Annotated in this window: 10 protein-coding genes; 5 read left to right on the plus strand and 5 right to left on the minus strand. The window is 42.7% G+C overall.

Translation table 11 applies throughout. The annotated features are described in order from the left end of the window. Positions 1–44 precede the first annotated feature (44 nt). On the minus strand, positions 45–974 hold the full coding sequence (locus MHI27_RS09485) for a MerR family transcriptional regulator (protein WP_405176119.1): 930 nt from the start codon (positions 972–974) through the stop codon (positions 45–47). Positions 975–1239: 265 nt separating this feature from the next. Between MHI27_RS09485 and MHI27_RS09490 the strand changes: the two genes are divergently transcribed. After that, entirely contained in the window at positions 1240–3003 is a 1764-nt protein-coding gene (locus MHI27_RS09490) for a methyl-accepting chemotaxis protein (RefSeq protein WP_405176120.1), read from the plus strand. 422 nt (positions 3004–3425) lie between these two features. Here MHI27_RS09490 and MHI27_RS09495 read toward each other — a convergent pair whose 3' ends face one another. Both MHI27_RS09495 and MHI27_RS09500 read right to left on the minus strand, forming a co-directional pair. After that, positions 3426–4313: an NAD-dependent epimerase/dehydratase family protein gene (locus MHI27_RS09495; protein WP_405176121.1), complete on the minus strand. Its 888-nt coding sequence runs from the start codon at positions 4311–4313 to the stop codon at positions 3426–3428. A gap of 508 nt (positions 4314–4821) precedes the next feature. Continuing rightward, entirely contained in the window at positions 4822–5670 is an 849-nt protein-coding gene (locus tag MHI27_RS09500; protein WP_405176122.1) for an RNA polymerase sigma factor, read from the minus strand. Between the two features lie 182 nt (positions 5671–5852). Between MHI27_RS09500 and clpP the strand changes: the two genes are divergently transcribed. Further along, the gene (clpP, locus tag MHI27_RS09505) at positions 5853–6434 is read left to right on the plus strand and encodes an ATP-dependent Clp endopeptidase proteolytic subunit ClpP (protein WP_042186692.1); all 582 of its coding nucleotides are present in this window, start codon (positions 5853–5855) and stop codon (positions 6432–6434) included. Between the two features lie 18 nt (positions 6435–6452). Further along, positions 6453–6662 (plus strand): hypothetical protein, encoded by a 210-nt coding sequence (locus MHI27_RS09510; protein WP_231573413.1) that lies wholly within the window; start codon positions 6453–6455, stop codon positions 6660–6662. Positions 6663–6701: 39 nt separating this feature from the next. On the opposite strand, the gene MHI27_RS09515 is transcribed toward MHI27_RS09510, so the two are convergent. Beyond that, complete coding sequence (locus MHI27_RS09515) at positions 6702–7697, minus strand: LacI family DNA-binding transcriptional regulator (RefSeq protein WP_339802246.1); 996 nt, start codon at positions 7695–7697, stop codon at positions 6702–6704. A gap of 272 nt (positions 7698–7969) precedes the next feature. Here MHI27_RS09515 and MHI27_RS09520 point away from each other — a divergent pair, with 272 nt between their 5' ends. Beyond that, positions 7970–9691 carry an alpha-glucosidase gene (locus MHI27_RS09520; protein WP_405176123.1) on the plus strand — a complete coding sequence of 574 codons (1722 nt, stop codon included), beginning with the start codon at positions 7970–7972 and terminating at the stop codon, positions 9689–9691. 68 nt (positions 9692–9759) lie between these two features. On the opposite strand, the gene MHI27_RS09525 is transcribed toward MHI27_RS09520, so the two are convergent. Next, entirely contained in the window at positions 9760–11646 is a 1887-nt protein-coding gene (locus MHI27_RS09525; RefSeq protein ID WP_405176124.1) for an LTA synthase family protein, read from the minus strand. 352 nt (positions 11647–11998) lie between these two features. Here MHI27_RS09525 and MHI27_RS09530 point away from each other — a divergent pair, with 352 nt between their 5' ends. Further along, positions 11999–13489 carry a stalk domain-containing protein gene (locus MHI27_RS09530; RefSeq protein ID WP_405176125.1) on the plus strand — a complete coding sequence of 497 codons (1491 nt, stop codon included), beginning with the start codon at positions 11999–12001 and terminating at the stop codon, positions 13487–13489. Positions 13490–13956: the final 467 nt, after the last annotated feature.

Here is a 13956-nt window from a genome sequence, read left to right on the forward strand (position 1 = left end):
AAACGCTCTCCAATGCCATGATGGGCAAAGGAGAGCGTTTTGTTTTATGCTCTCTTTTTTACAGGTTCGAGCAGATTTAATACATACTCATTTCCGCTGCCTTTGGGACTATCGTTACGGATATGCTCCTCAAGACATAATCTTGAATCGTGGTCAGCTTGATAATCAAGGTTATTATCCAAAAAACTCATCAGTGCTTGCCATGAGCCGTAGATATCATCACTGCTTTCCGTCATCGCATAGAGACCGCCGTTGAACCGCATCTCTTTAAGTTGGCTTGGTATTTCTACATTTTCAGGAATGGAGGCACAGAATCCATAGCCATAAGGGTTATTCTCACCACTAGGATGCGGATTTGTATTCCCGCCAAATAAACGTGCCGTCCCCAAGAGGTGGCTAGCTTCCAACCATTCCAAGACAGGTAGCATAGCTTCATCCTCTGGGGATGTACTGACTGCAATGTTATAAGCGAATCTCATAGGTGGAAGTGTAATGAATCTTACATGGATAGGTGGAGAGTGTTTAATTGTTGTCATAGATAGAACCTCCTCATTCTCATTCAAATCATCCAATGTATTGCATGATTCTTCATTCAGCTCTAATAACAAATGGTTAGTTATGGACTCCTCCGTACGTGCGGATATTAATTGTAATAAGAAGCGGATTTCGCGATCTTTTTGTGTTAGCTCGGATTTCTCATTATGAATTGAAGCGGATTGTTGAAGAAGTGTTTCATACAAGGAATGTACGGACATGTTCTTTAGAACGGTTCCGATATCTTTAATACTAATATCAAGCTTTCTTAATAATGCAGTAATTTGAATGGCAAGGATTGCGTGTTCATCATAAATTCGCCAACCCGAGCTAGCCTCACGGTGACTTTCAAATAATCCTTGTGCCTCCCAGTGACGCAACGTCCGACTCGTCAGTCCGATTTGCGTAGAAAGCTTATCAATGGTCACAAATCCACTCATAGACAACTCCCGTTCTATAGATTGATAAGGCGCCCTATGAGAAGTATTTTAGCACTTAACGTTACGTCAATTGCAATAGGATAGTTGTGAACGTGTACTCGACAAAATTTACATTTCTCATACAAAACTGTGTCCGGTATTTAATGTACAGCTTCTACAATTTAGATATTAGTAAAAAGTACCTATTGCCATATGAGGCTTTATACGGAGGATGATATTGTTGAAGGCTAGGTCTATGCATCTATCAATGAAGTGGAAGTTGATCTTGAGTTTTTCTGCCGTGGTACTATTCTTTCTAGGGGTAGCGCTATACCAAAACTATAAAATCAATCAAGTAGAAATCTCTATGGAAACACAAAAAATGGAGATGGAAAAAAGAATTACAGTATCCACCATTACTCAACTGCTTCAAGAAATGAACAGTGTGGAGACCTCTCTAGCGGGTTCTAGCGATTTAGAGTTTACTCAGCCTTTTAAAGACAAACAGACAAAGTTAATGGAAGAATTGGGCAAAGTGAAGTTTGAAGCAGATTCGCCAGCGTCTAAGGAGTTAGAACAATTACATAATCAAGTTGGAGGATATACAGGCAATTTTGACGGATTAGTGAATACCCTAAAGGATGAGCAGCTTGATCCCATGGCCGTTCTGGAACGAATTGATGAATTACATACGAAGGCATTGGCTATGAATAAAGCTATGCTGGAGACCAATGAGAAACTATATACAGCAGCAGCAGAGAACGCAGAGAAGGCTCAAGACTATTCTTTTGATTTGTTAAATCTGACTAGTTCTATGGGGGCTTATGCAGCAATACTAGTATTCATTTTCACACTTATTATTGCTGTTATGCTTATTCGTTCCTTCCTGAACCCTATAAATAAGCTGCAAGTAGCTCTACGTAAAATTGCTGAGGGAGATTTGCGGCAGCAGATTAATTCGCCATATAATGATGAGCTAGGAAGTCTGAGTCATCATTTCGACCATATGGTGTTGCGGGTTCGAGAGATGCTTCAGCAGACCCAATCGGTAGCTTCTTCGCTCGCGACTTATTCGCACTCTTTTCAACAATCTTCATCGATCACCGCTCATACGAACCAAGAAATCGTAAGCACAATACAGGAAATTTCTATAGGCGCTGAGCAGCAAGCCGGACAATCGGAGCAGAGCGCAAGCTTGATTCAGGAATTGGAACGGGAAGTTCATGAAATTACGGAATATACCGAGGTTATGCTCTCGACAAGTCAAACGGCTAATCACAATACTCGAAAAGGTTCCGAGTCCGTCATCGCTTTGCGCGAGGTATCAGAGCACTCACGTGAGTCTGTGAATAAAGTATATCTTGCTTTAACCAAATTGAGCGACCAATCGAAGGATATCTCCAGAATTACCAAATCGATCACAAACATTTCAAACCAGACCAACATTCTCTCACTAAATGCAGCGATTGAAGCAGCGCGGGCGGGAGTTTATGGGAAGGGCTTTGCTGTCATAGCAGATGAAGTGAGACAATTATCTGATCAGACCAAAGAGTCCTCCGTACATATCAGTCAGATTATTAACGAGCTGCAAGCAGGGATGGATGAATTCCAGCAATATATGCTGGAGACCAAAGGAAATCTTGAAGAGCAGGATCAAAAAGTGGCAGAAACGTTGTCGTCTTTTGAAGCGATAGATCAGTCGATCGCTGAGATTAGTAAGCAGATTGGGCAAATCCATGACAAGGTAGATATGACACAGACTATGAATCGTAGACTCGCAGAGTCTGTTCACAACGTGGCTGCCATTGCTGAGGAAACTGCGGCAGGGGTTCAGGAAGTGAATGCCTCTAGCGTACAACAGGACAACGCGATCCACGACATTGCCCGCCAAGCCGTTGAGATTAATGAGATTTCGCAAAAATTATTCAAGGAAATCAACGTCTTCAAGATTAATTTGGACATAGATGACGAGATTATCGCTGGGGATGACAGTGACTCACCTGGCGATGAAACGCCTGAGGAGCGCTCTTATTTGACAATCTCCGCTTAGGGGAAGGTTTGATTGACTGCCCGCACATCGGAAGCGACTTGATTCAATAATTCAGTAACGTAAAAAGGTAGCGTAGAGGGGGAGCCTTTCTAACTACCTTTTTTGCGCGTTAAGTGTATTTAATACAGCTATTTAAGGATGTGATTTCCTCTATGAGAGTTTAGTTGTACTTAGTGCAGTTATTTCTCCGAGAAATGACTGTCAGTGGTGTTTAGCTAGTTTTTAATTGCACTGAATACAACTAAAGTCGAGAATAAGCTTGGCTAGCTTGATTTAGTTGTATAGAGTGCAGTAATCTGAAATGTTCGCAGTGGTTATGTAAAATGAAAAAGCTACCACCTTCGTAGAAGATATCTACTTAGGGGTAGCTTTTGTCACATAGATGAATGAGTGAAGAGGGCTTGTGTGTGTGGGAGAAGTTATTACTCGTAGGTTTTGTTCAGAGAGCTAACTAGCTCTGGGAGCCAGTTCTTTATATTGAGAAACTTGTACCCCGCCGACTGGGCTTTTGTCGTATTCATAAACCAGGATTGTTCAATTCCGAAGGGTGACATATGCTCGTCTGCGGTTTGCTTCTGGATGATGGCGTGTTTCTCTGTTTCTTCTTCAATCATTGTGAGAATATCCTTAATTCTAACCGTACCGTCTGAGCAAGCGTTGAACGGTCCTGTCATAGTAGAGCTGCAGCCGAGCCAATATAGGAAATCAGCAGCTTCATCCGAACGGATAAAGGAGATATGTGCTTCGGGATTCGGTATACCAATAGGCAACTCATTACGGACATGCTCAATATGAAAATGAAGTCTTCGCGTATAATCATCTATTCCCAGCACAATTGGAAAGCGAACCGTGGCGACTGGAAAGCTAGCCTGCTGCATGAAGACGGCTTCCGCCTGTCTTTTTCCTTCTTGATAGGTGAAATCATTTCGCCCTCCGTGGCGGATAGGGTAAGTTTCAGGATCGAAAATGTCCTCGGTCAGCGCTTTTTCACTGAAATCATAAACGGATAAACTTGAGGTGAGGATATACCGTTCCGTTTTACCATCAAAAATCCGGCGTGCCTGATCCGCTTCGTCCGGTGAATAACAAATATTATCGAACACGACATCCCATAGTGTATCTCCTACCGCCTGAGCGAGCTCGTTTGCTTGGAAACGGTCCGCATGGATCCGTTGAACGTGATCTCCAAAGGAATCGCTAGTTTCCCCGCGTGTAAGTATTGTTACGTCGTTTATGGAATCTTGTAGCAATCGTTCAACTAACCTTTTTCCAAAAAAGCGCGTGCCGCCTAAGATAAGAATTTTCCTCAAAAAATATCACTCCTAACTAACATTAATGTTTATTTATAAGTCTAATTAAAGGTTTCCATAGAAAGCAGGGGAATTGTACCTTAAAGAGTGATGAGTGGTGATGAATGAAGCATAAAGATATGTGAGGAGATTTCATTAGTGTGATTGTACTTTGTGCAATAGAATTTAAACTATATAGGACATAATTTGATTCTATTGCACTTTATACAATCAAAAGATGAGAAATCGACTTAAAAGTCACTTTTATTAAGAATCTATTGCAGATAGTGCAGTAGATTCGTTTTTTAGCGTTGATTTCATGGATTCTGTTGCACATTTTGCAACGTCACTAGCTCAAAGCTAAAACATCACTCAACTATACAACTCATCAAACTGACCTAACTCACAATCATACCGATCTCATCAAACTCACACTTTTCAAAACTAATATTTGTTCGGTTATAACGTAAAGTAATGTGCTTCATTTAGCTAAACGTACTTCAGTATTACGAAATAGCGTCACGAAAGACTAAGCCACCATCCGCATTCCTGGCTCGGAATAGTTCCAGCCCATAGAGCTGAATCCGCCAGATTGGAAAGGTTGAACGCTTTGGAAGCTCTGGAAGCTTTGGCTGGACACGGCCATTACAGTTTCTTGACTTTCATCTGCAAGGACAAGCTCAATCAACTCGGCGATTTGTCCTTGTTCATAGGCGGATGCAAGACGATTCAAGGCAATCTGTAGTTCCGTATCCTGTAGTATGGAGGGGCCGTTAGATTGAAGAAGCTCTTGTCTGACTGCAGGGAGGGCTTGGCGGGCTCGGTGCAGAGCAGCTTTGATGGCTCCTTCTGTGGTGTCGAGGATTTCGGCAGCTTCGCTTCCGGAGTGCTCGAATACATCGCGGAGCAGGAACACCGCTTGCTGCAGTGGAGACAGATGTTTCTGTAAGGCTTGAAAAGCAGCCTCAATCTCAAATAAACCATACTCTGCTGCTTCCTCTGTCCGTGGTTGATCCATTTCCAGCACTCGTGACAACGTGGCTTTTCGCCGCATAATATCTGTCCAGGTATTTCTGGCAATCCGCAGGAGTAGCGCCTCAGGATTCGGATGATTCGTTAGCGAGCTGAAATTCGTACGACTTGTATGTTCTGAATTATTGTTCATTTGACTTGTATCGTTCATATCGCTCTTCAGCTTCGAATGTTTGGAAGTCTTCATATAGCCCAGTGCTTTGACCCACGTATCCTGAGCCAAATCTTCGGCTTCCCACGGGGATTGTGTCAGTGCAAGGCAATACCGCTTCAGGGCCATTTGCAAAGACATGGTATGATTCTCATCCGGTTCATGGCCGGCGCTAAGCTTCTCAAGGCTGATCACTCTGCATAACCCCTTTTCCGGTAAAGTGCTTTCGGTTACTTCTAATAATAAACGAATGAGCTCCAAATTAAGATACGCAATAATAAAAATAATATTTTGCCCGCTTAACGTATCCTATCCATAGACTAATCCGTTTACAGGGTAGATTTCAAATAAAATAAACGGATGGAGGTCGCATACGCATGGCGTACATTCCTTATGTCATTGAACAAACGAATCAAGGGGAAAGATCCTACGATATTTATTCGCGGCTCTTAAAGGACCGAATTGTGTTTGTAGGGGCGGAGATTGAGGATCAATTAGCGAATAGTGTTGTTGCCCAGTTGCTGTTCTTATCAGCTGAGGATCCAGATAAAGATATACACATGTATATCAATAGTCCAGGGGGCTCCGTAACAGCGGGATTAAGTATTTATGACACAATGCAGCTCATTAAACCGCAAGTAAATACGATCTGCACAGGTATGGCGGCTTCCTTTGGTTCACTTCTATTGTTAGCTGGGGCTAAAGGTAAACGTTATGCGCTGCCGAATAGTGAGATTATGATTCACCAGCCACATGGTGGTGCGCAGGGGCAGGCCAGTGATATTGCGATTAGAGCCAAACGTATTTTGAAGCTACGGGAAGTGCTTGTCCAGATTACAGCGGACCGAACCGGACAGACGGTGGAGAAGGTACAACAAGACATGGATCGGGATTATTTCATGTCAGCCGAGGAAGCAGTGGAGTACGGGATTATCGACAAAGTTATCACAAATCTGTAAGTCGAAGGAGTGAAGTGAATGATGCTGGAAGCTTTGCAGGGCAAAGAGGTAACCATTTATTTTGTAGATGGCTCTAACGCTAGAAAAGGCATTTTGGAAACGGTAACTGAGAAGTTTATTAAATATCGGACAGAATTCGAGGAGCTTTATATTCCCATGACATCCGTCTGTTCCATCACACTAGATACTAAAGGACGGGAACGCGCCCGTGTAGGATTTACACAATAACCATTATCAGATTTAAAAATAGGGTTAGGGAAGCTTTCCCTAACCCGTACTTTCACGAATTGCCAAATAATGAGCAACATTTGCATGATGCTGAATACCAGTCTCCCCTTTAATCAGCTTGATTAAAGTTCGGGTAGCAGTCATTCCAATCTCCGTTCCGGAGTATTCCACCGAGGACAGCTTGGGACGAACGACAGAAGCGATAAAGCTATTATCGAATCCGAACACCGCAACATCCTCTGGCACCCGAATACCGTTATCAATCAGAAAATTCATCGCCCCTACAGCTATCCAATCTGTGGAGCAAAAAACCGCAGTAGGTAGCTCCCCGCTATCCTTAATCCGGCGCATAGCGTCACTTCCATCTTCTACGGCCATTCCACTTTCTACTACCCATTCTTCTCTTAAGGTAATGCCTGCATCCATAAGTGCTTGTTGATAGCCGCGATATCGATCGCCACCCACTGCATTATCTCCAGATACCCGGATCATGCCGATGCTTCTATGTCCTTTTTGAATCAGATAAGTAACGGCTTCATAGGAGGCGGTAACATTATCCAGATGGACAGAAGGGATCGAATCAATCTGAGATTGTTCTCCAACTAACACGCAAGGTGACCCGGATTTCTGGATAATCTCCAAATGCTCCTTACTCGGAACCGAGCCTACATATATATAACCCTCAGTCCCCATATGGTGGAATAAGTTCAAATAATGAAGTTCACTATTAACACTTCCGTCTGTTAACCCGACCAAAACATCATAACCATATAGCTCGGCGAGATCACGTATGCCAATATTGAAATCATCAAGCACGGTATTACTGTTCTGCGGAATAATGACACCAATCAGAGGTGTATCCGGTCTACCTGCATCTGAACCGATGACATTAGGGCGGTAATTCATTTGTTTCATGGCTTCCAATACACGCTTACGAACTTCCTCGTTTACTGGTTTGCTGTTATTGACAACCCTTGAAACGGTAGCTATTGAAACGTCAGCCATTTTGGCTATATCTTTAATTTTTACCTTCAAGAATATCACCATAACTTTCCAAGCTTGTATTCGTTCTAGAATATATCGCAAGCATATCACGGATAGCTTCAAGAATCCAAAAGATTGTTATTGACCGGGAAAATAAAAGATCCTATAATGATCGCATAGGAAAATAATTTCCTTGAATAAACCCTAAATAGATAGTTTTTTAGTCGATAATCTTAATTTTTATTATGAAAATCACTAATTCGTGAATTAAATAGGAAAATATTTTCCTGAGAGGGTATATGAATACGAAGGAGCTGCATACATTGAACAGAACATGGTGGAAAGAAGCCACAGCGTATCAAATTTACCCACGGAGCTTTATGGACAGCAATGGCGATGGTGTTGGAGATCTGCAGGGAGTCATCTCAAAACTTGATTACTTACAGGACCTTGGCATCAATGTCATTTGGATCTGTCCTATTTATAAATCCCCGAACGATGATAATGGATATGATATTTCAGATTACCAGGATATTATGGCGGAGTTCGGCAGTATGGTTGATTTCGATCAGCTATTAAGCGAGGTTCATGCACGGGGCATGAAGCTGATTCTGGATCTTGTCATTAACCATACTTCTGACGAACATCCTTGGTTTGTAGAAGCACGTTCCAGCAAGGACAATGCGAAACGCGATTATTATATTTGGAGAGATCCTAAGGACGGAAAGGAACCGAATAACTGGGAGAGTATTTTTAGCGGTTCGATCTGGGAGCTTGACCCTGCTACAGAGCAATATTTCATGCATGTCTTCTCCAAAAGACAGCCTGATCTCAACTGGGAGAATCCTGAAGTGCGTCAGGAATTATACGGTATGGTCAATTGGTGGCTAGATAAAGGGATCGACGGCTTCCGAGTGGATGCTATTTCACATATTAAGAAAATTCCAGGTCTTCCTGATCTGCCAAATCCAGATAATCTTCCGTTCGTTTCGTCCGGCGCGGGTCATATGAATCGGGAAGGAATTCACGATTTTCTTCAGGAGCTGAAACAGGAAACATTTGATCGTTATGACATTATGACCGTTGGTGAAGCGAGTGGTGTTAGTGTCGATCAAGCGGAAATGTGGGTAGGCGAGGAGCAGGGCAAATTCAATATGATTTTTCAATTCGAGCATTTAGCTCTTTGGAATAAGAGTGTTACGGGTGGCTTGGATGTTCTTGCGCTGAAATCAGCACTTTCCCGTTGGCAAAAAGGTCTTGAGGGTAAAGGCTGGAATGCACTCTTTATCGAGAACCACGATCAGCCGCGTTCAGTTTCTACTTGGGGTAATGATGGGGAGTACTGGAAGGAGTCGGCCAAATCGCTGGCTACGATGTATTTTCTGATGCAGGGAACACCTTTTATTTATCAAGGCCAAGAAATTGGGATGACCAATGTAAGATTCGATTCGATGGATGATTATGATGATGTGGCGATGAAGAACCTGTATCGTTTAGAGACAGCGGCCGGAAAATCACATGAAGAAGTCATGGAGGTTATCTGGAAGAATGGTCGCGACAACTCCAGAACGCCGATGCAATGGGATGACTCTGAGAACGCTGGTTTCAGTAGCGGCAAGCCTTGGATGAAGGTGAATCCTAATTTTACAGAGATCAATGTGGAGCGTGCGAAACAGGACCCACATTCCATCTACCATCATTATAAAAAGCTTATCGCTCTGCGGGCTGCCAATCCGATTACGGTTTATGGAGCCTATGATTTGATTCTGCCTGAAGATGAGCGGATCTACGCTTATACTCGTACACTTGGCAATGAGAAATTACTGGTCATGTCAAACCTGTCTTCAGAGGAAGCGTTGTTCGATCTTCCGTTTGACTTGGAATTTGACTCCAGTGAGTTGCTGTTGAATAACTATGAAGTTGACCCTGCTGAGAAAATCGAGACAGTGGCATTACGCCCTTACGAATCTCGTGTGTATATGCTGGTTAACGCACCTGTAGAGCAAGAGGCAATTCTTGAGAGTGTGCCTGCAACAACGGTTTAATTATTTTAATAAACGCAAGAATGCCCCTCGGCCAATGGCTGAGGGGCATTCTTTTTATTAAATATCAATTATTTGCTCTGTTCGCCATCATCCGTAGAAGGTAAATCCGGCCGTTGCAGAATATAGCTATTAGACATATTTAGGAGCCGCTGAACGGCATCAAATTGCGCTTTTGTCGAACCGCCCTCAGTTTCAGAGCCGTCGATTAGGTTATAGTTGCTTCCATCATCATAATCTACACCAGTTAAGTACAAGCTTGTGTCATTAATAAAAGAACCAGTGGGAAGAAAGTGTCTAACAGGTAGCAGGTTGGTCTGTTGATTCATTAGGTCTTCTCCGAAGTGGAGCTGGTCCTTCATAGAAATCCCTAACAGATTTGCTACAGTTGGTAAGATATCAATCTGACCGCCAGTTTGCGTGTGCACAGTGGGTTGATCTACGCCTGGGGCATGAACTATGAAAGGAACGTTGAACATATCTGTATATCCATACTCGTGTCCGACCATTTCCTCCATTAATGATTTCTCATTGCCGTCAAGGGAATACAGTGATACACCTTGATGATCTCCATAGAAGACAATAACGCTATCTTCCCATAACCCGCTGGACTTCAATTGATCTAGGAATTGTCCAATAGCGTAATCCGCGTAATTTTGGGCTAAAATATAGTTACCGACTAAGGTCCCTTCGTACCGTTTAGGCAGCGTCATCTTATATTTTGATGCTGGCATTTTATAAGGGTGATGCGCGCTCATAGAGATGACCATCGCGTAAAAAGGATCGTCTTTAGCATCCATTTTGACTAATTCAGGAACGGTCTTGGCATACAGCACCTCATCAGAAGATCCAAATGCGATATGATCATCGTCTCCATAGAAGGACTGATCGTAGTATTTATCAAAGCCTAGCACCTTGTATAAGGTTTTGCGGTTCCAGAACTCCACGCTGTTGGTGTGAAAGGTGGCCGTATTGTATCCATTAGCTTTCATCAGCTTGGGCAGGCTCGGAAGCTCCTTAGTCATATAGTTGGACGAAGTGGCTACTTCGTGATGAGGAACATATAGCGAGGTGTTCACTACAAATTCAGCATCCGATGTTGTTCCTTGCCCCGCATTTGTATAGAAGTTATTGAAATAATGTTCGCTTGAAATAAGTTTATTTAGATTGGGAGTTACTTCCTGTCCGTCAATGCTTAAGCCAAGCAGGAAATTCTGAAAAGATTCCATTTGCACTACAATGAGATTTTTACCTTGAGCCGCTGCCCAATACTTTGGTGAGACTGGCTCCATAATTCCCTTTGTAGCGTCCACAGACTGCTGCGTAATTTCTTTGCTGTCGATCATTTCTTTCTTTTCTGTGGTGTCGGCAAAAATGGTATATACCTCGTAATTAAGAATCCCCATACGCTCTGCCTTTTTGTTCTCGTTCATACTGGCATGATTCGGCCAAATATTAAAGACACAGATCGCAAGTGAAACACTGAGGATCCCAAGCAAGGCGGTTCGGTTCATACGCCGGTTCATGCCTCTTTCCTTCCAGATCGCAATATATTTGGGACGGAACATAAAGAACATGAAGACTACAATATCCACAAAAATGAACAAATAGTAAGGGTCCAGCAAGGAGTATGTGCTTTCTCCGACCTTGGTTACCTTATCTGCCTGTTCCAAAGCATGGTAAGTAGCAATTACGCCGTAATACTTGTAATACATCAGGACGGCAAAATAAATCACTGAAATTAATAAGTTCGCAATCATGTAATACAGAAACTTCCGTTTGGAAGCCATCCACTCAATAAGTCCAAAGACGATAAAGAAGAACGGGATCTCTGTGAGCAGCATGCTCCAATTAGGGCCGTCACTAAATACTACGAACCAGGCCACTGCGCATTTTAAGAGCAGGATAAAGCTAAAAATTAGAAAGGGCTTGTTTTTTATTTGAAAATCTTTTTTCACTCGTAATCATCCTCCCTGGTGCAAAACAAACTAAAATCCTGCATAACTCTGTATGTTGTGGGAATCCGTTGCAATATGCCGATGCTTATTATGCTCTTGAAGTTTTAGTGTGTCAAAAGACGGACGAGAGACCTAGAGCGCAGCAACAAGCGATTTATGCCATATAAACAGTTAAAATCAGCTTCAATCCTAAACTACAGGTTAAAGCGTATAAATTGATTTAAAAAATTACAGTTTCTCGCAACTTTACATAATATTCCACAGTCTATATAAGAAGATTGAATACAGTGGGGGTCTCTATTGTTGCAGATCAACAGTTTGACCCTACCGATTCTAAAAGGAGTGATCTTAAGTGGGAAGACAAATTTCAAGCATTAAAATTCAGATAAGACGAATAGGTATTGTAGTTGTTGGGGCAGCTATTATCCTAGCTACAGCCTCGCCATTAATAGTAAAAGCGGACAGTGTTGTGAATTTCCCGGATGAAAAGAAGTTATTGTCTGGCATCACAGGGCTGGATGCGGGGGATAGGAGCGCTTATGCCATCACTGCGGATGGAACAGCCTGGGCTTGGGGTGGTGGATACGGTTCTATTGGTAATGGGGCAACCACGCCAGCGTATACTCCAGTCAAAATGCGCATCGATCATGTTAAGCAAGTTTCAGGTGGCTACCGTCATAATTTGATGTTGAAAGACGATGGAACAGTGTGGGCAGTAGGGGGGAACGAACATGGACAACTTGGCACTGGAGCGCAGTCCTCGACAGTCCTTGTAGAGCCGGTTCAAGTGAAGGGGCTAACGGATGTGATTTCTGTTTCTGCAGGAGACACATTTAGCTTAGCGCTTCGCAAAGACGGAACGGTATGGGCGTGGGGAGGCAATGAGCAAGGAGAACTCGGTGATAATTCGGGGAAAAACGGGCTAATACCGGTGCAGGTGAAAGGACTACCCTCCATTTTAGCTATAGCTGCAGGATCGAATAATTCAGTGGCACTTGGGAACGGCGGAGAGGTGTGGGTATGGGGCTCATCTAAAACTAGAGGCATTAAAAAGGATGCGGTTCTAAAGCCTACCCTACTTAAAGGCGGCGGGGAGTACAGAGCTGTTGATACTGATGGGTGGAGTGGAGTAGCTTTGAGATGGGATGGTACCGTTTGGTTATGGAATAATTACACAGATATGAATCCGGGTGGAACTTTACAGCCGATTCAGATTCCAGGACTCACTGATGTCGTATCGATGACAACGGACTCTGCAGTAAAAGCCGATGGGACCGTATGGCAGTGGACAGTTGGCGATAAAAATAAGATGAATGTTAAGCAGATTAGTGGTATTCAAAATGCAGTTTCGATTACCAGCGGGAACAGAAATCATTATGTGCTCTTAAAAGACGGTCATGTTCTTGCATGGGGGACGAATGAATTTGGACAGACTGGGTTGGGGGTTAGAGATTTTATGATTGACACGCCTCAGCCCGTGAAGAAATCGATTCAGGTGCTGTTGAACAATAATGAAATGGATCTGACCATGCCTCCTTTACTGTTCAACAATTCTACTTACGTTCCTTTAAGAGGAATATTTCAGCAAATGGGAGTGGATGTACGTTGGGACGTTCCTTCGAGATCAGTTATTGTCGTGAAGGAATCTACATCTACTACGCTGATCTTAAATTCGGTTAATGGACAAACGACAGTGGATGGAAAAGTAATAACCACAGATCAAAAGCCAGTCTTTATTAATGATAGTGTATATGTACCTTTAAGACTGGTGAGTGAAATGTTAGGCGCTAAGGTAGAATGGGATGCCGAAGCTTATGCTGTTCAAATCCATTCAAACCAATAAAAAACAGCTCGAAATTCTTAATCATGATGCTGATGAATATAGGATCAATGGGACAACGTATAATAACCCCAACGATCATTCAATTAGGGTCTTGAAACGGATGGGCATAGGAACAACGGTAATATTGGGACAAAAACGGGTAAGAGTATACATTACGGCCTCTTTATATTCATTGCAGTGCTGTTGATCGGAACTGGTGAATGGCCGTTCAGGATGCCGCTAAACAGAACGTCTTAAGGCGGAATTGAAAGGATGGTGAGGTTTCTCATTGAACCTAAAATAAATCGTATGAAGTAGCCCCCTATTGTGATAGAATAATCTAGTTGTCCTAGTTTCCGGAAATTTACTCCATTCCAGCGATTTTCATTAGATATATAGGTGGATAATCGAGGAAATATGAGCATTTAAGAGTATTAACAAGAATCCTTGAAGATTTTACACAATAAACATCATTTTTTGTCGGTTTT

Source organism: Paenibacillus sp. FSL H8-0261, from assembly GCF_045040645.1.
Lineage (GTDB): Bacteria > Bacillota > Bacilli > Paenibacillales > Paenibacillaceae > Paenibacillus_AQ.

Coding starts and splice junctions, on each gene's coding strand:
- MHI27_RS09485 (WP_405176119.1), bottom strand. CDS start 974: ATGAGTGGATTTGTGACCATTGATAAGCTTTCTACGCAAATCGGACTG.
- MHI27_RS09510 (WP_231573413.1), top strand. CDS start 6,453: ATGATGCTGGAAGCTTTGCAGGGCAAAGAGGTAACCATTTATTTTGTA.
- clpP (WP_042186692.1), top strand. CDS start 5,853: ATGGCGTACATTCCTTATGTCATTGAACAAACGAATCAAGGGGAAAGA.